22 protein-coding genes are annotated in these 22,991 nt (G+C 67.0%); 11 read left to right on the forward strand and 11 right to left on the reverse strand.

The window, feature by feature from the left end:
- Positions 1–1,718: acyclic terpene utilization AtuA family protein (locus tag ON40_RS31215; protein WP_157186479.1), on the reverse strand; the 1,718-nt coding region annotated here is incomplete at its 3' end.
- A gap of 203 nt (positions 1,719–1,921) precedes the next feature.
- Here ON40_RS31215 and ON40_RS53365 point away from each other — a divergent pair.
- On the forward strand, positions 1,922–2,080 hold the full coding sequence (locus tag ON40_RS53365; RefSeq protein ID WP_169541926.1) for a CG2302 family histidine operon protein: 159 nt from the start codon (positions 1,922–1,924) through the stop codon (positions 2,078–2,080).
- 6 nt (positions 2,081–2,086) lie between these two features.
- On the opposite strand, the gene ON40_RS31220 is transcribed toward ON40_RS53365, so the two are convergent.
- The 6 genes from ON40_RS31220 to thiO form a co-directional block, all read right to left on the reverse strand.
- Positions 2,087–2,878 (reverse strand): adenylate/guanylate cyclase domain-containing protein, encoded by a 792-nt coding sequence (locus ON40_RS31220; protein WP_444543726.1) that lies wholly within the window; start codon positions 2,876–2,878, stop codon positions 2,087–2,089.
- A gap of 568 nt (positions 2,879–3,446) precedes the next feature.
- Positions 3,447–4,265: a DUF2705 family protein gene (locus tag ON40_RS31225; RefSeq protein WP_040828595.1), complete on the reverse strand. Its 819-nt coding sequence runs from the start codon at positions 4,263–4,265 to the stop codon at positions 3,447–3,449.
- A complete protein-coding gene (locus ON40_RS31230) occupies positions 4,265–5,236 on the reverse strand; it encodes an ABC transporter ATP-binding protein (RefSeq protein ID WP_040828621.1) in 972 nt (323 codons plus the stop codon). Before ON40_RS31230 ends, ON40_RS31225 begins: the two co-directional genes overlap by 1 nt.
- A gap of 77 nt (positions 5,237–5,313) precedes the next feature.
- Entirely contained in the window at positions 5,314–6,090 is a 777-nt protein-coding gene (locus ON40_RS31235; protein ID WP_085997836.1) for a thiazole synthase, read from the reverse strand.
- Position 6,091: 1 nt separating this feature from the next.
- Entirely contained in the window at positions 6,092–6,304 is a 213-nt protein-coding gene (thiS, locus tag ON40_RS31240; protein WP_040828599.1) for a sulfur carrier protein ThiS, read from the reverse strand.
- Positions 6,301–7,425 (reverse strand): glycine oxidase ThiO, encoded by a 1,125-nt coding sequence (gene thiO / locus ON40_RS31245; RefSeq protein ID WP_051193789.1) that lies wholly within the window; start codon positions 7,423–7,425, stop codon positions 6,301–6,303. The genes thiS and thiO overlap by 4 nt, the downstream gene beginning before the upstream one ends.
- Positions 7,426–7,572: 147 nt before the next feature.
- Here thiO and thiE point away from each other — a divergent pair, with 147 nt between their 5' ends.
- Positions 7,573–8,277 (forward strand): thiamine phosphate synthase, encoded by a 705-nt coding sequence (gene thiE, locus ON40_RS31250; RefSeq protein ID WP_040828600.1) that lies wholly within the window; start codon positions 7,573–7,575, stop codon positions 8,275–8,277.
- A 90-nt stretch (positions 8,278–8,367) separates the two neighbouring features.
- On the opposite strand, the gene ON40_RS31255 is transcribed toward thiE, so the two are convergent.
- Positions 8,368–9,033 carry an NUDIX hydrolase gene (locus ON40_RS31255; RefSeq protein WP_040828601.1) on the reverse strand — a complete coding sequence of 222 codons (666 nt, stop codon included), beginning with the start codon at positions 9,031–9,033 and terminating at the stop codon, positions 8,368–8,370.
- 160 nt (positions 9,034–9,193) lie between these two features.
- Here ON40_RS31255 and ON40_RS31260 point away from each other — a divergent pair, with 160 nt between their 5' ends.
- From ON40_RS31260 to ON40_RS31285, 8 genes are all read left to right on the forward strand, one after another.
- The gene (locus ON40_RS31260) at positions 9,194–10,534 is read left to right on the forward strand and encodes a GlnX family signal transduction membrane protein (protein ID WP_051193790.1); all 1,341 of its coding nucleotides are present in this window, start codon (positions 9,194–9,196) and stop codon (positions 10,532–10,534) included.
- Positions 10,535–10,602: 68 nt separating this feature from the next.
- Positions 10,603–11,601, forward strand: coding sequence for a glutamate ABC transporter substrate-binding protein (locus ON40_RS31265; protein ID WP_051193791.1), 999 nt, complete (start codon positions 10,603–10,605; stop codon positions 11,599–11,601).
- 386 nt (positions 11,602–11,987) lie between these two features.
- Positions 11,988–14,291 carry a serine/threonine-protein kinase gene (locus ON40_RS31270; protein WP_051193792.1) on the forward strand — a complete coding sequence of 768 codons (2,304 nt, stop codon included), beginning with the start codon at positions 11,988–11,990 and terminating at the stop codon, positions 14,289–14,291.
- 24 nt (positions 14,292–14,315) lie between these two features.
- Entirely contained in the window at positions 14,316–14,555 is a 240-nt protein-coding gene (locus ON40_RS56205; protein ID WP_169541927.1) for a hypothetical protein, read from the forward strand.
- Positions 14,539–15,681, forward strand: coding sequence for a sporulation-delaying protein SdpB family protein (locus ON40_RS50240; RefSeq protein ID WP_083896062.1), 1,143 nt, complete (start codon positions 14,539–14,541; stop codon positions 15,679–15,681). The genes ON40_RS56205 and ON40_RS50240 overlap by 17 nt, the downstream gene beginning before the upstream one ends.
- Positions 15,682–15,751: 70 nt before the next feature.
- Positions 15,752–16,543 carry an ABC transporter ATP-binding protein gene (locus tag ON40_RS31275; protein ID WP_040828602.1) on the forward strand — a complete coding sequence of 264 codons (792 nt, stop codon included), beginning with the start codon at positions 15,752–15,754 and terminating at the stop codon, positions 16,541–16,543.
- A complete protein-coding gene (locus ON40_RS31280; protein WP_040828603.1) occupies positions 16,540–17,517 on the forward strand; it encodes a hypothetical protein in 978 nt (325 codons plus the stop codon). Before ON40_RS31275 ends, ON40_RS31280 begins: the two co-directional genes overlap by 4 nt.
- Positions 17,487–17,861: a hypothetical protein gene (locus ON40_RS31285; RefSeq protein ID WP_157186480.1), complete on the forward strand. Its 375-nt coding sequence runs from the start codon at positions 17,487–17,489 to the stop codon at positions 17,859–17,861. Before ON40_RS31280 ends, ON40_RS31285 begins: the two co-directional genes overlap by 31 nt.
- 148 nt (positions 17,862–18,009) lie before the next feature.
- Here the strand turns inward: ON40_RS31285 and ON40_RS31290 are convergent, their stop codons facing one another.
- Together ON40_RS31290 and pta are read right to left on the reverse strand one after the other, a co-directional pair.
- Positions 18,010–19,206: an acetate kinase gene (locus ON40_RS31290; protein WP_040828629.1), complete on the reverse strand. Its 1,197-nt coding sequence runs from the start codon at positions 19,204–19,206 to the stop codon at positions 18,010–18,012.
- Positions 19,207–19,235: 29 nt separating this feature from the next.
- A complete protein-coding gene (gene pta, locus ON40_RS31295; RefSeq protein WP_040828606.1) occupies positions 19,236–21,311 on the reverse strand; it encodes a phosphate acetyltransferase in 2,076 nt (691 codons plus the stop codon).
- 89 nt (positions 21,312–21,400) lie between these two features.
- Here pta and ON40_RS31300 point away from each other — a divergent pair, with 89 nt between their 5' ends.
- Positions 21,401–21,910: a nitroreductase/quinone reductase family protein gene (locus tag ON40_RS31300; RefSeq protein ID WP_040828608.1), complete on the forward strand. Its 510-nt coding sequence runs from the start codon at positions 21,401–21,403 to the stop codon at positions 21,908–21,910.
- Between the two features lie 45 nt (positions 21,911–21,955).
- Here ON40_RS31300 and fgd read toward each other — a convergent pair whose 3' ends face one another.
- Positions 21,956–22,963: a glucose-6-phosphate dehydrogenase (coenzyme-F420) gene (gene fgd / locus ON40_RS31305; protein WP_040828631.1), complete on the reverse strand. Its 1,008-nt coding sequence runs from the start codon at positions 22,961–22,963 to the stop codon at positions 21,956–21,958.
- Positions 22,964–22,991: the final 28 nt, after the last annotated feature.

Raw genomic sequence — 22,991 nt, forward strand, 5'->3', positions numbered from 1 at the left:
TTCACGGGCAGCAACTCCACGGGGATATCGATGTGCCGGGCCCGGAGCCATTCCCCGAGTCCCTTGGCCTGTGGATCGAATCGGGCCTGATAGGCCACGCCCTCGCCGAGCAGTCCCTCGACGATGAAGTTCACCGCCCGCAGATTCGGCAGGACGTGTCGGCTGACGGCCAGTTTCGCGGTCTCCGGCAGCAGTTCGCGCAGCGCATCGACGGTCAGAGTGTGCGCCAGCCAGGCGAATTGCTCGTCGGTGCGGACCCAGACGCCGATATTGGCATTGCCGCCCTTGTCGCCGGACCGGGCCATGGCGATGGTCCCCAGCGGTCTGCGCTCGGTTCCGCCCGATGAAACGAACTGCGGCACAGCAGGCTCGGGAACGCCGGCGAGCTCGGACGTCTCGGCGGCGGGCGCGATGGCGACCTCGCGGCCATCCGGCAGCACCGCGACGTGCGGCACCTGCGCCGCGTCCACATACCCCGCGGTGAACACCCCGTAGGGACTGCCGTTTCCCGGCGGTGCGGTCAGCGAGAATCCGGGATAGCTCGCCAGCGCCAATTCCACTGCCACACTGGAAAATGCCCGCCCGACCTTGTTCGGATCCGGATCGCGGACCACGCAGCGCAGCAGCGCGCTGGCCTGCTCCTCGGTCTCGGCGTCGGGCCGGTCCAGGCGACTGAGGGTCCAGTCGAGTTCGGCCGGGCGCACGGTCAGCCAGGACTCCAGCTGCCGACGCGCCAGTGCGGCCTTCTCCTCGATGTCCAGTCCCGTGAGGATGAAGGTCATCTCGTTGCGGAATCCGCCGATCGTGTTGAGCGAGACCTTGGTTCGCGGCGGCGGGGCCTCCCCCGTCACACCGTCGATCAGCACCCGGTCCGGTCCCTGCTGGGTGAGCCGGATGGTGTCCAGCCGCGTGGTCACGTCCGGTCCGGCGTATCGCGCGCTCTGGATCTCGTACATCAGCTGCGCGGCAACGGTATCCACGGTGACCGCGCCATCGGTATCGGCATGTTTGGTGATGACGCTGCTGCCGTCCCGCCGCACCTCCGCGAGCGGAAATCCCGGACGTCCCAGATCACCGAGCTCGGTGAAGAACGCGAAATTGCCGCCGGTGGCCTGGGTTCCGCATTCGATCACGTGACCCGCCGTCACCGCACCGGCCAGGGCACCGTAATCGCCACGCCCCCAATCGAAATGGGCCGCGGCGGGGCCGACCACCAACGAGGCGTCGGTGACCCGGCCGGTCACCACGATATCCGCGCCCGCGGTGAGCGCCTCCGCGATACCCCATGCCCCCAGATAGGCGTTGGCGGTCAGCGGCGATCCGAGCCCGAGTTCACTCGCCCGCGGCAGCAGATCATCTCCGGCCACGTAGGCGATCTTCGGTGCGAGCCCGAGCTTTTCGGCCAACTCACCGACCCGCTGCGCCAGTCCGGCCGGATTCAGCCCGCCCGCGTTGGCGACGATCCGCACGCCGCGTTCCAGCGCCGTGCCCAGGCAGTCCTCCAACTGCCGCAGAAAAGTCTTGGCGTACCCGAGCGAGGGATCCTTCATCCGATCCCGCCCCAGGATCAACATCGTCAATTCGGCGAGATAATCGCCGGTCAGCACGTCGAGCGCACCGCCGTCGAGCATCTCCCGCATCGCGCCGGCCCGATCGCCGTAGAACCCGGAACAGTTCCCGATCCGGATCATCTCCGAATCGCTCGCCAAACCGCTCATCCGCGTGCCGCCTCCCAACCCGAGCCGAGACCGTGCGGCGTCCTCGCCGCAACGCATACAGGGTCACACCGGCCCGAGAAAAAATCAAGCCCGCGTGCTTGTTATGTGATGCGGACGGGCGGGACCAGGTCGAATCACCGGCTGATGTCGGCGTTCGGGGGGCCGCGGGGCCGCCGGAGCGACGCGGAGGCAAGATTTATACCGTGTCGCACTCCGTGATCGTGGTGGTACTTCTGGCCCTCGCCGGTTTTCTGATCGGCGGGGCCTTCACCACCTGGAAGAACAACAGCAGGTTTCTCGCCGCCATCCTGGGCATCTGTGCCGTGCTGGCGGTGGTCGGCGCCGTGCTGTGGTGGCGGTAGGCGCGGTCAGGCGCCGTCCAGGCGGAAGATCTTCAGGTCCTCCGGAACGCCGCTGAGCGGTGCGGCGAACAGGCCGCGGCGATAGGGCCGCGCGGTGTGGCCGAGGTCGGCGAGCGTGTCCGGGCGCAGTGCGTCCAGGGTGGTCTGCGAAATCATGGTGTTGCCGTTACCGCCGGCCTCCATCACGCGGGCCGCGATGGTGACGTCCACGCCCAGCCAGTCGCCGCCGATCTCGCGCGGTGACCCGGTGTGCAGTCCGATCCGCATCTGCGGCCGATAACCCGGCACATCCAGCGCGGTCAACTGCCGTTTCGCGGCGATGGCGGCGCGCACGGCGGCATCGGGACTCAGGAAGACCGCCATCACGCCGTCGCCCATGCGTTTGATCACCCGGCCGCCACGGTCCACGATCGGCGGTTCGATCGCGGTCGCGACCCGACGCAGGAATTCCAGCGTCGCCTCGTCTCCGGCGGTCAGCGACCAGCGGGAGAACGACACCAGATCGGTGAACATCACAGTTATCGGCTCGCTACCTTTTCCGCGGCCGACCCGCTCCAGCATCGCCTGCCACACCTGCAGCGCGCCGAGGCCGATCTCCTTGGCCGCACTGGGCGTATCGCCGACCAGTTTGTCCGCCGCGCGCGCCACCGCCTGCGGCCCGCCGGGCCCGGAAACCGACAGCGGATCACCGAAAGCCGGGTCGCCGGGCAGGTTTTCGCGCGCCTTGCGGATCACGCCGATCAGGTCCGTGCGCTGATTCGCGACGGACATCAGCGCGGACAACTGTCCGGCACGCAACCGGGCGCCCGACCGGCGATCGGTCGGCTCCGCATCGACCGGCGTGAGCGGAATCACCACGTCCGGGCCGGTTTCCGGACGTCCGTCACGCGACGGTGGACCGCCGTTCACGGCTTCCTCGCTCTCGCCGCCCTGCTGCGGCCTCGCCAACTTGCGACGGCCGGAGGAATTACCGGCATCGCCGGTGCGACGCGCATTTTCGCCGTCGGCGGAGGAGGATTCACTCACGCCCCGAGCGTATCTCAGACGCCCTGCGGTAGGTGGATCGTCGATAATCGCCACCGTTCACCTCTCTATCGGACGGAGCGAACACGGCACTGGGTCCGCCGATGGATAGTGTTTGGTTGCTGACACGATGCTACGCACCGGTATTTCGGTGTCAAAGGGCTGTACTCAACAGTTAACCGAGGATTTCCATACGCACATCGGCCCGATGCGCCCAGGCGCATCGGGCCGATGGTGTCACGCCGAGCGGGCAGTGCGCGGCATGAGGAGGGTGCGGCGATCGCCCGACGCGACCGCCTCCCACCCCGGGCAGCGAGGGAAGCTCCCTGGGGAGTCGTGCGACTCAGGCGTCGCGTTTGTTCACCACGAACAGGGCCCCGCCGAAGATGATCGCCACGATGACCGCGAAGTAGACCAGCGCACCCCACGGACCCCAGTGCCAGGGCAGATCGCCGCCACCGGCCGTGCCCAGGAATCGTCCGGCGTTCTGGAACGGCAGGAAGACCTCGATATTGCGGCCGACCTTGCCGAATGCGCCGACGATCGGCTCGATCAGCACCGGCCACACGATCAGCAGCGACAGCGCACCGGCCGACTGCCGGATCAGCGCGCCCACGCCGACCGCGAGGAACACCACCAGCGCCACGAAGATCGGCACCGAGTAGAACACGTGCGCGTCACCGTGCGACAGGCTCATGTTCCGGCCCGCGTCCTGGGAGAGCATCACCTTGAAGATGAGGAAGCTCAGGAGGGTCAGCACCACCGAGAGCACCGCGGCGGCCACGGCGATCAGCCCGGCCTTGGCCAGCAGGACGCCGGTGCGGTTCGGCGCGGCCAGGAACGTCGCGCGGATCGTGCCGAAGCGGTACTCACTGGTGATCGCGAGCGCGGCCAGGATCATGATCATGATGTAGCCGAATCCGGGCATCCCCTGCGAGGCGCCGGTGATCCCCAGTCCCGCAATGGAATTGCCCGGCGAGGGATCCTCGGCGATCATCGGATGTCCGTTGGCGAGCTGCCGGTGATACTCGTTGACGCTGACATTGACCAGCAGGCTGAACAGCGCCGCCATCCCGAGTGCGAACACGACGGTCAGCGCCGTGCACCACATCGGCGACCGCGTCGAGGTGAGTTTGATCCGTTCCGCCGTCAACACGCCCATCAGAGCGCACCTCCCATCACCTGATCGAGACCTTCGCCGTGGTACTGCACCGCGCCTCCGGTCAGCCGCATGAACGCCTCCTCGAGCGAAGCACGTTGCGGCGCGAGCTCGTACAGTGTGATGCCGTTCGATCCGGCCAATTCGCCGACGGTATCGCTGGTTTCGCCGATCACCGTGAGCGCCGGGACCGGATCGACGGGACGGCCGTCGGGGGTGACCCGCTCGTTCCCGTCCTCGCGCACCGTCATCCCCTTCGAGGTCAGCAGGCTGCGCAGCTGATCCAGCTGCGGACTACGCACGCGCACAGTCGATTCCGAGGCGCGTTCGATGAAATCGGCGGTGCTGGTGTCGGCGATGAGCTTGCCGCGGCCGATCACGACCAGATGATCGGCGGTCTGCGCCATCTCCGAGAGCAGATGACTCGACACCAGGACGGTGCGGCCCTCCGCGGCCAGCCGCTGCATGAACCGGCGGATCCACAGGATGCCCTCCGGGTCCAGGCCGTTCACCGGCTCGTCGAACAGCAGGATCTGCGGATCCCCCAGCAGCGCCGCGGCCAGCCCCAGCCGCTGGGACATGCCCAGGGAGAACCCACCGGCTTTCTTGTCCGCCGCCTCGGCCAACCCGACCAGCCGCAGCACCTCCTCGACCCGCGTGTCGGCCAGATCGTTGGAGGCGGCGAGCCAGCGCAGATGGGCCCGCGCCGACCGGTTCGGATGCACCCATTTCGCATCGAGCAGCGCGCCGACGATGTGCAGCGGATGATCCAGCTGCTGGTACGGCTTCCCGTCGACCAGCGCGACACCGGCCGTCGGCCGGTCCAGCCCCAGAATCATCCGCATCGTGGTCGATTTGCCCGCACCGTTCGGACCGAGGAATCCGGTCACCTGGCCGGGCTCGACCTTGAAGGACAGATCGTCGACCGCGACGGTCGCACCGAACCGTTTGGTCAAGCCCTTGACTTCGATCATGCGACCAGTCTCGCCGACGATCCCCCGAACGACCATCGCTCCCAGGTCGCGAGCCGGTCATCCCAGCGGATGATTTGTCAGAGAACCGGGGAGGACGCCTGAGCCCAGAATCGTTTCGGGATGCGGCCTGCTTCCCTGGCCAGGTAACCCGCTCTGACCGCGTCGGCCATGGCCGCGGCCATGAGGGCGGGACGGCGGGCCCGGGTGACGGCGGTGGCCAGCAGGACGGCCGAGCAGCCCAGTTCCATGGCCAGGGCGGCGTCGCTGGCGGTGCCGATACCGGCGTCGAGGATGACCGGGACGCCCGCGTCGGCGACGATCATCTCGATATTGTGCGGATTGCCGATGCCCAGGCCGGTGCCGATCGGTGCGCCCAGCGGCATGACCGCCGCACAACCGGCGTCCTCGAGGCGGCGGGCCAGGATCGGATCGTCGGTGGTGTAGGGCAGGACGGTGAAACCGTCGTCGACCAATTGTTCTGCGGCGGTGACCAATTCGATGGCGTCGGGCAGCAGGGTGCGTTCGTCGGCGACGACCTCGAGTTTGACCCAGTCGGTACCCAGGGCCTCGCGGGCCAGTCGGGCGGTCAGCACTGCCTCCGCGGCGGTGCGGCATCCGGCGGTATTGGGCAACGGGGCGATGTCGAGGCTGCGCAGCAGGTCCAGGACTCCGGTGCCGCCCGCGGCGTCCACCCGGCGCATGGCCACGGTGGTCAGCTCGGTGCCCGAGGCCACCAGCGCCTCGGACAGCACCGCCAGATTCTCGGCGCCGCCGGTGCCCATGATCAGCCGCGAGCCGAATTTCCGGTCGGCGATCTGCAGGGGTTCGATCGCCGGATGTCCGGCGGGGATCAGCTCAGCCACCCTGCACCGCCGTCAGCACCTCGATGTTCCAGCCGCGGCCGACCGGGGTGTCCCATGCCGATTTCGGGAACACCGCGCCGTCGACCGCGATCGCGACGCCCTGACAGGGCAGATCCAGCCGGGTCAGCAGTTCGCGCACGGTGAGTTCGTCGGCGAACTCGTGGTCCTCGCCGTTGACGGTCACGCCGATCGGGATCGTGGTCATCGATTACCTCCTGCCGAGGGCGCCGCGCCGGTGAAAAAGGCAGCGCCGGAAACGAGTGGGGATGTCTGCGCCGAAAAGCGTTGCGGGTCAGCCGCTTTCGCCTCGGGGAGTACGTCGTCGGCGAGCAGCGCCAGCACCGCGTCGACGGTGAGCGGCACACCCAGGATGCCGTTGCGGCCGTGTCCGGCGGCCACGACGACGCGCTCGCTCAATCGGCCGATCAGCGGCAGGTTGTCCGGGGTGGCGGGCCGCGATCCGGCGCTCGCCTCGGTGAGTTCGTATTCGCCGAGCGCGGGCAGCACGGCCTCGGCGTCGGCGATCAGATCGCGCACACCGGCCACGGTCACCGCGGTGTCGAAACCGGCCTCGTACTGGGTCGCGCCGACGACGATCCCGTCCGCTCGGGGGACCAGGTAGATCGGCCGGCCGTGCACGCGGGCGCGGATGACCCGATGTGGTGGCGGCGGCGCACCCGGTCGATGACGTAGTCGCAGGATTTCGCCCTTCAGCGGGTGTACCGCGAGTCCGGGCCACAGCCGGGCGGCAGCCGCACCGGTTGCCAGGACGATCCGGTCGAATTCGAGGTCGGCCAGGTTGTCCACAGCCTCCACCCTCATGTGAACACCCGATTGTTCACAACCCTGTCGCAGGGCGTCGACCAGGATGCGGTTGTCCACAGCCGGTTCGGTGGGCGCGAGCAGCCCCGCACGGGCAGTGCGGGCCAGACCCGGTTCGGCCGCGCGCACCCCGGCCCGGTCCAGCAGTTCGAGCCGATGGCCGTAGGAGCCGACGAAATCGGCGATGGTGCGCAGGTCGGCGGCGTCGGCGGCATCCAATGCGACGGTCAGCGTCTCGTCCGCGACGAATACCGGAACGCCCGTCACGGCCGCGAGGCGCGCACCGAACTCGGGCCACCGCTCCAGCGAGGCCGCACCGAATTCCAACGGCGCCTGCTCACCGGGCCAGCCCTCGGACAGCGGAGCCAGCATGCCCCCGGCAACCCAGGACGCACCCGATCCGGGCGCCGGATCGAAGATCGTGACCTCCCACCCGGCCGCGGCAGCGGACCACGCCACTGCCGAACCGATCACACCCCCACCCACGACGGCCAACGTTCGCATTACCTTCACCTCGCTCGGTTCCGCCTCGCGGAATCCGTACGCTGCGGGAACACCCGCATCGGATCGGCATCACCGCGCGGCCGCCTTCGCAGCGGAGATGCCGGACGTATTTCGTCCCCCAACGGTAGCGCGGCTACGGTCGAGGGCGTGCAACCGTCCCACCAGTTCCGGCCCGTAGCCCCTCGCGAACGTCTCGCCTCCGCTCGGCTGTACCTGTGCACAGATGCCCGCCGCGACAAGGGCGATCTGGCCGCATTCGCCGAAGCAGCCCTGGCGGGCGGGGTGGACATCATCCAGTTACGCGACAAGGGTTCGGCGGGCGAGGAACGATTCGGCCCGCTCGAGGCGCGCGCGGAGCTCGGCGCACTCGCCGCGCTCAAGGCCGCCGCCCGGCGCCACGGCGCACTGGTCGCGGTGAACGACCGCGCCGACGTCGCCTTCGCCGCGGGCGCCGACGTCCTACACCTGGGTCAGGACGATCTGCCGCCCTGGTACGCCCGCCGCATCCTGGGCCCCGACGTGGTGATCGGACGTTCCACGCACGATCCGGAGCAGGCCGGGAAGGCCACGACCGAGGAACACATCGACTACTTCTGCACCGGCCCGGTCTGGACCACGCCCACCAAGCCCGGCCGCAGCGCCGCCGGACTCGACCTGGTCCGCAGCACCGCCGAGGCCGAGCCGACCCGCCCGTGGTTCGCCATCGGCGGCATCGATGACGCCCGCCTCCCCGAGGTCCTCGACGCGGGCGCGACCCGCATCGTCGTGGTCCGCGCCATCACCGAGGCCGACGACCCCGAAACCGCCGCCCGCGCACTCAAATCCCGCCTGGAGGAGAACGGCGCCGCCTGATCGCCAGTGTGATCCCCTGCGGCAGAACATGATCACCACGCACAGCAGCGATCGGCCCTCCGTTGCGATGGGTCGATTGCCGAATATGGCTCAGGACAGGATCTGACTCAGGGTGAGATACAACACATCTGCCGAGGACTCCCCGTTCGACTCCGGAGATTCGGCGATGCGGACGCTGCGGCCACCGCAATCGGCGGTGTGCAACCAGAGGAATCCCCGATCGGCCAGATCGAGTGTGCGGGGCAGCGCGGCGGCCAGTTCGGTGGCTTCGGGCCGGTCGTCGAGGCCGATGTGGGCCGCGCGGGCGCGCAGCAGGGGCCAGGCGGCGGCGAATCCGGGGTGCAGCGGGCGGGCGTCGACCTGCGCCTCGGGAACCCAGGCCAGTTCGGCGCTTTCCATATTCGCCGTGGTCGCCACCGGTTCGGCGATATCGGCGACGACCGTCGTGTAGATCCAACCGCTGGGTGCGGTCGCGGTGACGCGGCTGCCGCGCACGCGCACCGCGTCCGGTGCGATACCGGCCTCCTCGTATGCCTCACGCACCGCGGCACTCTCACTGGTCTCGTGCGAATCGCGGGCTCCGCCGGGCAGGGCCCAGGTGCCGCCCTGATGGCTCCACGGCGCGCGATGCTGCATCAACACCACCGCACCGCCACCGGGCGCGGGCGCGCGGAGCAGGAGCCCGGCGGCACCGAACAATCCCCACTGCCGCGTCCCGTCGGGGCTGGCCAGAAAGCCGTCTCCGTCACCACGCATACTCGCCTCGTCCCATCCTCGCCCGCGCCGATCGCCCGGTGCTCCGGCCGCTCCGATGTAAAAAAGTCGGATCGACTGGGCGATACACCCGCGCGACATCGCCACGACCACAATAAGCTCTACCGACACGGCCCTCGTCGGCGATGGAACGGAGGTGACCATGACCCGGACCGCGCAACCGCGGCTCGACGAGCTGACGCCCCGCGCCGCGGCCGCCGCCGTACGTCGGCAGATCGACGCCACCGATATGCGATCCTTCGCCCGCTCCTCGCCCGCGAAACTCATTGCCGTCGGCCTGATTCTGCTCGGATTGTGCCTGGTGGCCGGGGCGGTGACCGCGTCGGAGGTGAGCAGCCGCCAGCACGCGCTGCAATATCTGCTCGACGACGCCGAGCCGGACGCGAATTCCGCTCAGCGCCTGTACACCTCGCTGTCGGTCGCCGACGCCGAGGCGGGCACCGCATTCATCTTCGGCGGTCTGGAACCCCAGGACGTCCTGGACGCCTACAACCAGGCGATCGGCGACGCGTCGGCGGAACTGGTCGCCCAGTCCAGCCACGATTCGGCGGGCGCGAACGATCCCGACGCCGCACTGCGCACCGGAATCGCCACCGAGATGCCGGTGTACACCGAGCTGATCCAGACCGCCCGCACCAACAATCGCCTCGGCCATCCCGTCGGCGCGGCCTATCTGAGTGAAGCGTCGAATCTGATGCAGACCCGGATGCTGCGGATGGCCCAGGAGTTGCAGGAGCATCGCTCGACGGCGATCTCGGACACGCAGCGGCGGCATGTGCGTCCGCCGTGGCTGGCCATCATCCTGCCGGTCGTCGCGCTGGCCGCGCTCGTGGTAGCGCAGCTGTATCTGGCGCGACGCTGGCATCGGGTGCTCAACGCGGGTCTGCTGCTGGCCTCGGGCACGCTGGTGGTGCTGCTGGCGTGGACGGTGACGGCCGGGTCGATCTCGGCGTTGTCCACCACCGACGGCCGCGACGACGGTGCGGTGCCGACCTCCGAGCTGACCGACAGCCGCATCCTCACCCAGCAGGCGCGTGCCGCGGAAACCCTGAAACTGGTGCGTCGCGACGACAGCGGCGATTACGACCGCATCTACGACAACGCCACCAGGAAACTCACCGACCTGCTGAGCCACTATCCGCACGGCGCACCCGCCTCGGACGACGTCGCCACCGCCCGCGCCGCCCTGGATCGCTGGCGGCAGGCGCATCAGCGGATGACCGACGCACTCGGTCGCGGTGACTTCCCCGGCGCGGCCACCGTCGCGATCGGCCCCGGCCCCACCGAGGCCACCGCCAGCGTGCAGGCCCTGGACCACGCGCTCGCCGACGGAATCGGCAAGGCCCGCAACACATTGCGTAACGACATCTCCGATGCCGCCCGCTCCCTGGATATCCTGTCCCCGGGGGCGTTGACCCTCGCGGTCCTGTCCGCGATGTTCGTGGTGGCCGGGTTGTGGCCGCGTCTGCGGGAGTATCGATGAGCGAGTGCGGAAAGTATCGGCCGGGTTCGCGGGCCGATCGAGGCGCGCACCGGTGGACCGGTCTCGCGATGCTCGGCCGGGCCGGTCGGCGGGCGAACGGGCGGCGGGCGCTGGCCGGGTTGCTCGCGGCGACCGCGTTGCTGGCGACGGGGTGTGCGCAGGGCACCACCTCGCCGCGCTCGGATGCGGGGAGCTATACCGAACCCCCGCTTCCCGCGAATGCCGCTGTCGCGCGGACGAATACACCGATCCCGCCGGCGGCCGGGGCGGGGTGCGGGGATCTCACCGCGAGCCTGAGTCCGAACGGGACGTCGCACGGGCCGGACCTGGACGCGGTTCGCGCTCGGGGGCGGCTGATCGTCGGGTTGGACCCGGGGAGCAATCTGTTCAGCTTCCGCGATCCGGTCAGCGGCACGCTGGAGGGATTCGACGTCGATATCGCCGGGGAGATCGCGCGGGATCTGTTCGGTGATCCGCAGCGCGTGGAATACCGGATCCTCGGGTCGGCCGATCGCGAGCGGGCCCTCGAGGACCACACCGTCGACGTGGTGGTCAAGACGATGACGATCACCTGCGCGCGCAAACAGCAGGTGGCCTTCTCCGCGCCGTATTTCATGGCGCACCAACGGATTCTGGCGATCAAGAATTCCGGTATCCGGAGTCTGGCCGATCTGGCGGGTAAGCGGGTGTGCATCGTCACCGGCACCACCTCGCTGGATCAGATCCGGCGCGGCCAGCCCGCCGCATCGATTCTCACCGTGCCCACCTGGGCCGACTGCCTGGTGGTACTGCAGCAGCGTCAGGTCGATGCGGTCAGCACCGACAACACGATCCTGGCCGGACTGTCGGTGCAGGACCCGTACTACGCCGAGATGGTCGGCGCCGATATCAGCGACGAGCCGTACGGCGTCGGAATCCCCAAGGGCGAGGACGATATGGTGCGCTTCGTCAACGGCACCCTCGACCGCATCCGCACCGACGGCACCTGGAACCGCCTCTACCAGCGCTGGCTCCAAGCCGCCCTCGGCCCCTCCAGCGGCCCACCCCAACCGGACTACCAGGGCTGATATCGATGTACCGGCCCGACGAAATCAATTCCAGCACAGCAGAACCCACGTCCGAGGAACAACCCCCGACCGCCCGCGCGTCCATCGCCGATCCCGAACCCCTTGCTTCAGAAGCCACTGCGCCGACACCGCCCGACTCCCGCGATGCCGAACCCGTTGCGACGCAAGCGGTTGCCGCTACTGCCGCGGCCGCACGACCGGACACCCACCGCTCCCGCACCGCACAACCGCCTGCCAAGGCGCCTTCGGCCGGTTCTCCGGATACCGCAATTGAATCCGGCACGTCGAACGACGGCCGAGAATCTCCAGCGACGCAAGCGGTTGCCGCTACTGCTGCGGCTGCACCGCCCACTGGCGCGGGGGACGAGCAACCGGCGACGCGGGCGGTGCTCGTAGGGACTTCCGCGGACGGTGGGGTCGGTACCGAGCAGTCTCCGGCGACGCAGGCGGCCGTTGTCGTGGAGGGTTCGGGTGCGCGGGGGCGCAAGGGATCCTCGGGGAGGGCAGGGGCGGAGGAGACTTCGGGGCAGACTGTGGGGTCCGGGTCTACTGCGCGTAGTAGCGGGCGGACGATTCGTACCCGGCCCAGTGTGCGGCGGCTGGGGGCGGGGCTGGTGGAGATTCCGGTGGTGCCGCCGATCGATCCGCGGTCCGCGGTGCTCACCGATCCGATGGTGAGCGAGGGGCGGCGGTTCTGCTGGCGCTGCGGTAAGCCGGTCGGACGCGCGGGGCCGGGACATCCGGCGCAGGCCGCGGGAACGTGTGAAATCTGCAGTGTACCTTATGATTTCCGACCGTTTCTGCAGTCCGGCGATATGGTCGCCGGGCAGTACGAGATCCAGGGGTGCATCGCGCACGGCGGGCTGGGCTGGATCTATCTGGCCATCGACCGCAACGTCAATGATCGGTGGGTGGTGCTCAAGGGCCTGCTGCACGGCGGGGACGCCGAGGCGCAGGCGGTCGCGGTCACCGAACGGCGGTATCTGGCCGAGCTGGCGCATTCGAGCGTGGTCAAGATCCACAACTTCGTCGAGCATCCGGCACCGGGCGGCACCCCGATCGGATACATCGTCATGGAGTACGTGGGCGGTCGGTCGCTGCGCGACATGCTCGACATCTACACCCGGCCCGAGCGGATGCCGGTCGCCGAGGCCATCGCCTATCTGCTGGAAATCCTTCCGGCGCTGGAATATCTGCATTCCCAGGAGCTGGCCTACAACGATCTCAAACCCGACAACATCATGATCACCGAAGATCAGGTCAAACTGATCGACCTCGGCGCCGTCGCGGTCTTCGAATCGTACGGAAACCTGTACGGCACCAGGGGTTTCCAGGCACCGGAGATCGCCCGGACCGGCCCCACCCCGGCCTCGGACAGCTACACCGTCGGCCGCACGCTGGCCGTACTCACCCTGAACATGCCGACGGACAAGGGCCGTTATCTCGACGGAATCCCCAGCCCGGCAGACGAACCCACGCTGGCCCGGTACGAATTCTTCCACCGGCTGCTGCTGCGGGCCACCGACCCGGACCCGGACCGCCGCTTCCCCTCCGCGCGCATCATGGCCACCCAGCTCGCGGGGGTCCTGCGCGAAATACTCTCGGCCGACACCGGAACCGAACATCCACAACTGTCCACACTGTTCAGCGCGCCCCGGACCAGCTTCGGCACCGAGGAGATACTCGCGCAGACCGACGCCTACGCCGACGGTCTCGAGCGCAGCAAGAATCTGCGCGCCCGCGATGTCGCCGCGGCACTTCCGGTTCCGCTGATCGATCCGGCGGACCCGTCCGCGGCGCTACTGGCCGGGACGGTGCATCCCGAACCGCTGCACGCACTCGAGTCGGTCCGCATCGCCCGCGCCCGCGCCGAGGCCGGATCGGCCGAGATGCCCGAAACCTTCGAGGTCGAATGCACACTCGCCGAGGTGCGCATCCAACTGGTTCTGGAACGCCCCGAATCGGCCCGGCAGTTGCTGAACCGTCTGGACGAATCCGATTGGCGCGTCCAGTGGTACGGGGGCCTGGCCGGACTGCTCGAACAGGACTACGAGCACGCATTCGACCGATTCGACACGGTCCTGCAGGCGCTGCCCGGCGAGATCGCCCCCAAACTCGCCCTGGCTGCCACCGCTGAACTCGTTCTGCAACAGTGGGATTCGCCGGACCCCGAACAGTGGCGCAGTTACGCCGAGAAGTTCTACGCGACGGTCTGGCGGACCGATCGCGGCGTGGTCAGCGCCGCATTCGGCCTGGCCCGCCAGCTCGCCGCCGATGGCCGGGTACAGGAGGCCGTCGACGCCCTGGACCAGGTCCCGCCGGCCTCACGCCATTACAACGAAGCTCGCCTGACCTCGGCACTGCTGCTGCTCACCGCTGCTCCCGTCGCGGAACTGGAGGAGGACGCGCTGCACGTCGCCGCCTACCGCGTCGACCAGATCCCGAACGGCGAGCACCGCGCGAACCAGATGCGTGTCCTGGTCCTCGGCACCGCCCTGGCCTGGCGACAGGCCGGGAACAAACCCAGAAATCCGGACGCCATCCTCTTCGGCGCCCCGTTCACCGAACGCGACCTGCGCAACGGTGCCGAGACCGGCCTGCGCGGCCTGGCCCGAACCGCTCCCGGCCGCACCCACCGCTACGCCCTGGTCGACCTGGCCAACGCCCTCCGCGCCAAAACCTGGTTCTGAGTCAAATTTGCCTCCGCTTCGCTCCTGCGGGCCACGGCCCCAGAGTCGGCCTTATGGTCTAATTGCTCCGGGAGTGCGACACGATGTGTCGTGACCAACAGCGAATTGAAACCTGTACATGTGGCGAATGCGGCTGTGTATCGAACTGTGTGCGGCGATGTGTTCGTCGTCGTGGAAACGGTTGTGGATTGGAACTACCGAAACCTGGTGGGCTATCCACGTCAAGCACTGAGGGTGAGTCATCTCGATGTTTCTTGCTCCTGAAATCGATAGCATTCGAACCAGAATTCTATTGTCAGTAAACAAATTCGACCACCGCAACCGTTGGTGGGGAACTGGCCGAACCTTATTGGCGTTGGCCTACTGTTCGGTCCTGTTGTTAACGCCTATGAATGCATTGTTGCAGTCGGTCGCCGGCGTACCCGGTCCTCGATGTGAGGGAGTCCGTGCAGCGTCTGCGCTGTGTATCGGGGATGCTGGTCACTACAATGAATGGCGCAAGTGGACACTCATTGCAATATTCCTCTTGGTCGCATCTGGATATCGACCCCGTGTCACTGCGATACTCCATCTATGGGCCACATACTCGTTGGCTGTAGCGATCACGTTGCCCGACGGCGGCGAAGCTATCGGATTGATAATCTGCGGTCTCATCACTCCCCTGGCGCTGGCTGATAACAGAAGGTGGCACTGGTCGAGGCCACCCGGACCACTGCGATCGGACCTGGCATCGATGTCACTCGTGTTCGCCGTCGCTCTTCGTCTCCAACTGGCTTTCGTCTATTTCGATGCAACGATCGCAAAGTTCGGTAACAGCACATGGGCGGAAGGGACAGCGATCTACTATGTAGTACATGACAGCGGGTTCGGGGACGGTGGGCCATTAAAATCGTTGAATCTCGCAATTTCGGCCACGGTCTTGGGAACTATTGTCGTCAGTTGGGGTGCTCTTGCCATAGAGTCGGCCGTAGGAACATTGCTGGTTCTTGATCGGTCGCGAAAATTGGCTCTCATGCTCGACTTGGCGCTTCACGTGGGGATAGCCTTGACGATCGGACTATGGAGTTTTGGGCTCGTAATGATCGGTGGTGCCGTGATAGCGAGCAATCCGGACCGCGCATATCGGCAAAATCAGGTGCCGGATGGTAAAATTCGAAAGCCAGATGCCGAGCCGGTTCGATTCAGTTGGGGAAATTCCGGTTTTCAATTATCAGTGGAGCCAGGGGCGCATTCTCTGAAATTCGTCATGAGGTACCGAGGAATTCGGTTCGATATCGGGCACGCTCAGACGATTGCCAACATCGAGGTAGGCGAATCGAAGACATTCCTCGTATCCAATGGTTGGATCAACCAGCACCCTTTCAAGTTCCGCGAGATCGGCGGGGTGTAGCACGGCGGGAAGCGGACGGCGGCCTGCCACCGCCCCCTTCCCGTAAGCTACCCTCGGCGAATATCGTTGAATGAAGGATTCATTGTGGCCACCACACCGGCACATCGAGGGACTGCGCAAAGAATTCGCTTCCCAGGTCGCCGTTGCGGGCATCGATCTCGAGCTGCCCTCCGGACACTTTATCGGACTTGTCGGCCCCAACGGCGCAGGTAAAACTACCACTCTGTCGATGGTTACCGGCCTCCTACGTCCCGACGCAGGACACATCAAGGTAGTAGGCTGTGATGTGTGGGCCGATCCTGCGGCGATAAAGGCGCGTGTTGGCGTGCTGCCGGAAGGACTGCGTCTATTTGAGCGGCTATCCGGAAGAGAGCTACTCGGCTATCTCGGTCGGTTGCGCGGCTTGCCCGGCCAAGAGGTCGACCGGCGGGCCGATCAGCTCCTGGATGTGCTCGATCTGCTAGGACCCCAAAACAAATTGATCATCGACTACTCCACCGGCATGCGGAAGAAGATCGGCCTGGCAGCCGCGCTTCTGCATAACCCGGAAATCCTGTTTCTGGACGAGCCTTTCGAGGGTGTGGACCCGGTATCCGCACAGTCGATCCGAGGCGTGCTGGAGACCTACGTCGGATCGGGGGCGACGGTGGTCTTTTCCAGTCATGTCATGGAGCTGGTCGAGTCGCTGTGCAGTTGGGTTGCCGTAATGGCCGGCGGGCGCATTTGTGCAGACGGTCCGCTGGAAGAGGTCCGCGGTGAGGCCCAGACTCTTCAGGATGCGTTCCTCGGCCTGGTTGGTTCTCACAGGGCAGTCGCTGGCGGCTTGGATTGGCTGGGTGCCAACGCGGGCGGTGCTCGATGATCTCGGGCGCAACCATCCGCTTGTTCCTCAGCCTGAAATGGACCCTCACCCGCAACGGCATGCGCGGCTCCCGGGGCCGCACCCTGTCGCTGATCGTCAGCTGGGCGCTGGCTGGGTTCATCGGCCTGCTGCTGATGCTGAGTCCGGCACGGCTGAACACCTTTTCCGACGACGACGGCTGGGCTCTGTCCGTGCCACTGGTACTGGTACTCGCAGCATCCTGGGCTGTGATGCCATTGATATTCCCCAATGTTGGCGACGAGGCCGTGGATGTCACTCGCTTGGCATTGCTTCCGCTACGTCCACAGCAACTGATTGGTGGGCTACTGGCGGCCTCCTTCGTGGCGATCGGACCGTTTGTCGGGTTGCTGCTGCTGACCGGGCTAGCGGTCGGTACCGCTCGCCACCCCGCTGCGGCACTTGTGGCGGCGATCGCGGTACCGCTGACGCTCATGACGTTCATCGTGTTCCGTCGGGCCGTGGCCACGGCCAATACTGCGCTGTTGACCAGTCGTAGAGGCCGGGAACGGGTTGTCGCCAGCGCTATCGGGCTGGTCCTGGTCTGGGAGCTGTTCGTAAACGTCGGTAGAAAGAAACTGGAAGCTGTATCCCTCGAGGACCTTGTACCTATCAGCCGCTGGCTGGAATGGGTGCCGCCTGGATCGGCCCTTCGGCGCAATCCATGCTGCGGACGACAGCTCCTACATCCTGGCCGCAGTAGAGTTGTTGTGGACTGCAGCTGCGCTGGTCGCCGGGCTGTGGTGGCGGTACAGTTCGGCAATACCTTCGGATACGACCGTTCTGGTTTCTGGATAGTGTTGCATACCAACCGAACCAGAGCTGATGCCCGCCGCGAGCTTCTTGGCCGGCTTCTGGCTCGTGCGGTGGTAGCGGTGCCCTACCTGTTGATTCTCACTAGTGTGGTCGCTGCTCTGAGTCGTCGGTGGCGGAATTGCCAGCGGCGATGGGGCTGATGGTCGGGGTGATCGGCGTAACACTTGCGGTCGGCACCTTCTTTTCCGTACGTTTCCCGTACAGCGTTCCCGATGGGATAACGAGGGGAGTCGCTCCCGGCCAGGCCGGGATCGCCTACTTGGGAATGCTTGTCACTCTGCTTACCTCGGCGCTGCTCGTCATGCCGATCATCGCAGTGTCGATCTGGCTGCATACCATGCACGATGCGGCGGCATTGTGGCTGCTGGTGCCAATCGGTGCCGCCTACGGCGTGCTCATCATCGCCGCCACGCTGAGACTGCTCGCCTCGTCCTTCCTGAAACGCCTCCCCGAGATCCTGCACGCGGTCAGCAAGCCGTTTTAGCCCAGAAATTCATCCTGGCCAACCAGTGGCTGACCCAGGAATTCTTCTGGCTGATATGCCGGCCCGACTCGGTTCCGGTTTGCCGCTTCACGACCGTCGCGCACGAACGCAGCCAGGTCCGCAAACCGGCGTCCGGGGCGGCGCGAGCTCAGGTGACCAGTGCGGTGGCGGCGCGAGCGATCGCCAGTTCTTCGTTGGTGGGGACGACGAGGACCGGTATCTGGGCGTCCGGGGGTGAGATATACCGGGCCGCACGGTCTTTCGCGGCGTTGCGGATCGGGTCGACGGTGATGCCGAAGCGGGTCAGCCCGGCCAGGGCGTCGGCGCGGACCTGGGGGCTGTTCTCGCCGACTCCGGCGGTGAAGGTGATCGCGTCGACCTCGCCCAGTTCCACCAGGTAGGCGCCGATGTAGTGACGCAGGCGGTGGATGTAGACCTCGTAGGCCAGGCTCGCGGCGCGGTCACCGGTGTCGATCAGGCGTTGCAGCTCGCGGAAGTCGTTCACGCCGGACAGGCCCTTGATACCCGAATTCCGGTTCAGGAGTTGGTCTATCGCATCGATGTCGAAATCCGCGGTGCGCATGAGGTGCGCGATGATGCCGGGATCGATGTCGCCCGAGCGGGTGCCCATCACCAGGCCCTCCAGCGGGGTGAGACCCATGCTGGTGTCCACCGCCCGACCGCCCCGGATCGCCGAGGCCGATGCGCCGTTACCCAGATGCAGCACGATCTGATTCACCGTCGACGCATCCCGCCCCAGCACCTCGGCCACCCGGCCCGAGACGTACTCGTGCGAGGTGCCGTGGAAGCCGTAACGCCGGATCCCCTGCGCAGCAGCAACCTTCGCATCGATGGCGTAGGTCTTCGCGGCATCGGGCAGCCCATGGAAGAACGCGGTGTCGAACACCGCGACCTGCGGGACATCGGGCAGCAGCCGGCGCACGGATTCGATGCCGACGACATTGGCCGGATTGTGCAGCGGCGCAAGGGCGGACAGCTCGTCGATCGAACGCACCACCGCGTCGTTGATGAGCGTCGGCCGGTAGAACACCTCCCCGCCGTGCACCACCCGATGCCCGACCGCATACAGGCCCTCGCCGGTCAGATCGTGCCCACTCTGCGCGAACAGGTCGAACACCACCCGCAGTCCGGCCGCGTGGTCCGCGATCGCCCCGTCGTGTTCGAGGGTGTGCCCGTCGCTATCGTGCTCGACCGTCACCGCACCCGGCTCGACCGGCTCACCGATCCGCGAGACCATGCCCGAGGCCGCGACCGTGCCCGAAACCGGGTCCAGCAGTTGATATTTGATCGACGACGACCCGGAATTGATCACCAGGACCCGCATCATGCCTCCTGTTTCCTCGCGTACGCCGCTCACTCGAGTCCGGTCTGTGCCTGGATGGCGGTGATCGCCACGGTGTTGACGATGTCGGCGACCAGCGCGCCCCGGGACAGGTCGTTCACCGGTTTGCGCAGACCCTGCAGCACCGGGCCGATCGCCACCGCGCCCGCGCTGCGCTGCACCGCCTTGTAGGTGTTGTTGCCGGTATTGAGGTCGGGGAAGACGAACACCGTTGCGCGCCCGGCAACTTCCGAATTCGGCAGCTTGGTGCTGGCCACCGTCGGCTCGATCGCCGCGTCGTACTGGATCGGGCCCTCCACCAGCAGTTCGGGTGCGCGCTGGTGCACGAGGGTGGTCGCGGTGCGGACCTTGTCCACATCCGCGCCGCTGCCGGACTCTCCCGTCGAATAGGACAGCATCGCCACCCGCGGCTCGATGCCGAACTGCTGGGCGGTGCGAGCCGAGGAGATCGCGATGTCGGCGAGCTGTTCGGCGGTCGGATCGGGCACCACCGCGCAGTCCCCGTAGGCCAGCACCCGATCGGCCAGGCACATCAGGAACACACTGGACACCGTCGACACGCCGGGCTCGGTCTTGATGATCTCGAACGAGGGCCGGATGGTGTGCGCGGTGGTGTGCGCCGCGCCGGACACCATCCCGTCGGCGATCCCCTTGTAGACCATCATCGTGCCGAAATACGAGATGTCGGTGAGGTATTCGCGCGCCCGATCCTCGGTCATCCCCTTGTGCGCGCGCAGGGCCGCGTATTCCTTGGCGAATTCGTCACGCAGACTGGATGTTTCGGGATTCAGGACCTCCGCGTCGGCGATGTCGACGCCGAGTTCGGCAGCCCGGCCCCGCACCGCGGCCTCGTCACCGAGGATGGTCAGATCGGCGATCTTGCGCTGCAACACCCGGCCCGCCGCGCGCAGAATGCGATCGTCACTGCCCTCCGGCAGCACGATGCGCCGCCGATCCGCACGGGCCCGCTCGATCAGCTGATATTCGAACATCTGCGGCGTCACCACCGAAGGGATGGGAACCTCGATGCGCTGCAACAGTTTTCGTGCGTCGACCCGCTGCTCCATGAGCGCCAGCGCGGTGTCGACCTTGCGGATACTCGACAGCGACACCCGGCCGCGGGTGCGTGCGGCGACCGCGGTGTCGAAAGTGCCCAGCTCGGTGGTGAGAATCGGGAGTTTCGGCTTCAGACCCGCGATCAGCCGCGCGATCGAGGGATGCGGCAGCATGCCGCCGTTCATGATGATTCCGGCCAGCGACGGAAACCCTTCGGCCTCATGGGCGTTCACCAGGCTCAGCAGTGCGTCGGAACGATCGCCCGGGACGATCACCGCGTCACCGTCGGACAGCCGCTCGAGGATGTGTTCGGCGGTCATCCCGCCGACCATCACGTGCAACGCCTCGCGCTGCATCAATTCCGGGTCGCCGGAATACACTTCGCCGTCGATGGCCTCGCACAGCTCGGCGATGGTCGGCGCGGTCAGCAGCGGAACCTCCGGCAGCGTCCAGGACGGCACGTCCACCACGCCCAGCGCCGCGGCGACCTGGTCGAGCGCCTCGGGATCGCAGCGGTTGGCGATGACCGCGACCAGCTGAGCGTGTTCGTAGCCGAGTTCGCCCGCGCAGAGTTCGGCCAGCTCGGCGACCTGATCGGGAGTGCGCTCGGACCCGCGCAGCACCAGTACCACGGGTGCGCCGAGATTGGCGGCGATGCGCGCGTTGTAGCGCAGTTCGCTGGGACTGGCCACATCGGTGTAATCGCTGCCGACGATCACCACCGCATCGCACACCTTCGCGACCTCGTGGAAACGCATCACGATATCGCTGATCGCCGCATCCGGATCGGCGTGCACCTGCTCGTAGCCGACGCCGATCGCCTGCTCGTAGTCGATATCGGCGGTGCTGTGCTCGAGCAGCAACTCCAGAATGTAGTCCCGCTGTGTGGTCGAGCGGCTGATCGGCCGGAACACCCCCACCCGCGGGGTGGTCGCGCACAGCATCTGCAGCACTCCGAGCGCCACCGTCGACTTACCGGTGTCCCCCTCGGGGGAGGCGATGTACACGGTGGACGGTGCGATCTCGGCCATGACCGCGAGCTTAACGAGCACGCGTGCCGGATTCGCCCATCGCACGGCAAACTACTGGAAAATCACATTCACACGCCTAGAATCCGTCCATGACAGCACCGTTTCCGGATCGTCCGTGGGGTTCGCGGACCGGCCTGCTCGGGCGCACGGTGAGCGTGTTCGCCGCGACCGGCGCCGGATCCGCACTGGTCCGCGCGCTCGGCCCGCTGGACCGCAGAATCCTCCAACGCACCGCGGGCCGGTACACGGCGCTGGGGCCGGTCGGCGCGCCCGCGCTCCTGCTCACCACGACCGGGCGCAGATCCGGGCAGCCGCGCACCACTCCGTTGCTCTACGCACACGCCGGAGATGTGCTGTATCTGATCGGCAGCAATTTCGGCGGCGAACATCATCCGGCCTGGACCTCGAATCTGCTCGCCCATCCGGAAGCCGTGATAACCATTGCGGGAGAACGCATTCCGGTCCACACCGAACTGCTACAGGACGCCGAACGCAAAGCCGAGGTCTTCGCCCAGTTCGAACAGATCTCCCAGGCGTACACCGCATACCGCGGCCGAACCAGCCGCGAACTGCGCATCTTCGCGGTCCGCCGAAGCTGATCCGCCCCGGCTGCCGCGCGGTCGGCGGCAGCCGGAGGAAAGGATCTACAGCGCCCGCAGCCGCGGGGCGAGGTCGCGCTCGAACAGGTCCAGGAAACGGCGCTGGTCGTGGCCCGGGGCGTGGAAGACCAGGTGGTTCAGGCCGGCGTCGATGTACGGCTTGATCAGCTCGACCGTCTCGTCCGGGTCGCTCGCCACGATCCAGCGCTTGGCGATCTGCTCGATCGGCAGGGCGTCCGCGGCGGCCTCCATCTCGATCGGGTCGGTGATGTCGTGCTTCTGTTCCGCGGTCAGCGACAGCGGCGCCCAGAAACGCGTATTCTGCAGTGCCAGTTCGGGATCGGTGTCGTAGGAGATCTTGATCTCGATCATCCGATCGATGTCCTCGGCGGTGCGCCCGGCCTTCGCCGCACCCTCGCGGACCGCGGGCATCAGCTTCTCGGTGTACAGGTCCATCCCCTTGCCCGAGGTGCAGATGAAACCGTCGCCCGCACGACCGGCGTAACGGGCCACCAGCGGGCCGCCCGCGGCGATGTACACCGGGATGCCGCCCTTGGGCACGTCGTAGATCGAGGCGCCCACGGTGTGGTAGTACTCGCCCTCGAAGGTGACCCGGTCACCGGTCCACAGCGCGCGCATCAGATCGACCGACTCGCGCAGCCGCGCGAAACGTTCCTTGAATTCCGGCCATTCGCCCTTGTATCCGGTCGCGATCTCGTTCAGCGCCTCGCCCGAGCCCACGCCGAGCATGATCCGATCCGGGTACAGACAGCCCATCGTCGCGAATGCCTGGGCGACCACCGCGGGGTTGTAGCGGAAGGTCGGGGTGAGCACCGAGGTGCCCAGTTGGATCCGGGTGGTTCGTTCACCGACCGCGGTCATCCACGCCAGCGAGAACGGCGCATGCCCGCCCTCGTGCCGCCACGGCTGGAAGTGATCGCTCACCGTCGCGCTGTCGAGCCCGTGCTCCTCGGCCGCGACCGCGAGCTCGACCAGCTCACGGGGGCCGAACTGTTCCGCCGACGCCTTGTATCCGAGCTTCAGATCACTCACTGCGTCCACTCCTGTTCACCGTTGCCGA

Source organism: Nocardia jiangxiensis NBRC 101359, from assembly GCF_000308615.1.
Taxonomy (GTDB): Bacteria; Actinomycetota; Actinomycetes; order Mycobacteriales; family Mycobacteriaceae; genus Nocardia; species Nocardia jiangxiensis.

Excerpts from the sequence above, each read along its gene's own strand:
- ON40_RS31225 (WP_040828595.1), bottom strand. The coding sequence starts at position 4,265 with ATGGGCGTGTTGACGGCGGAACGGATCAAACTCACCTCGACGCGGTCG.
- ON40_RS31230 (WP_040828621.1), bottom strand. The coding sequence starts at position 5,236 with ATGATCGAAGTCAAGGGCTTGACCAAACGGTTCGGTGCGACCGTCGCG.
- thiS (WP_040828599.1), bottom strand. The coding sequence starts at position 6,304 with ATGACCACGATCCCGATCGGCGTGACCGTCAACGGCGAGGACCACGAG.
- thiO (WP_051193789.1), bottom strand. The coding sequence starts at position 7,425 with ATGCGAACGTTGGCCGTCGTGGGTGGGGGTGTGATCGGTTCGGCAGTG.
- ON40_RS31255 (WP_040828601.1), bottom strand. The coding sequence starts at position 9,033 with ATGCGTGGTGACGGAGACGGCTTTCTGGCCAGCCCCGACGGGACGCGG.
- ON40_RS31260 (WP_051193790.1), top strand. The coding sequence starts at position 9,194 with ATGACCCGGACCGCGCAACCGCGGCTCGACGAGCTGACGCCCCGCGCC.
- ON40_RS31265 (WP_051193791.1), top strand. The coding sequence starts at position 10,603 with ATGCTCGGCCGGGCCGGTCGGCGGGCGAACGGGCGGCGGGCGCTGGCC.
- ON40_RS50240 (WP_083896062.1), top strand. The coding sequence starts at position 14,539 with ATGTTTCTTGCTCCTGAAATCGATAGCATTCGAACCAGAATTCTATTG.
- ON40_RS31275 (WP_040828602.1), top strand. The coding sequence starts at position 15,752 with ATGAAGGATTCATTGTGGCCACCACACCGGCACATCGAGGGACTGCGC.
- ON40_RS31280 (WP_040828603.1), top strand. The coding sequence starts at position 16,540 with ATGATCTCGGGCGCAACCATCCGCTTGTTCCTCAGCCTGAAATGGACC.
- ON40_RS31290 (WP_040828629.1), bottom strand. The coding sequence starts at position 19,206 with ATGCGGGTCCTGGTGATCAATTCCGGGTCGTCGTCGATCAAATATCAA.
- pta (WP_040828606.1), bottom strand. The coding sequence starts at position 21,311 with ATGGCCGAGATCGCACCGTCCACCGTGTACATCGCCTCCCCCGAGGGG.
- ON40_RS31300 (WP_040828608.1), top strand. The coding sequence starts at position 21,401 with ATGACAGCACCGTTTCCGGATCGTCCGTGGGGTTCGCGGACCGGCCTG.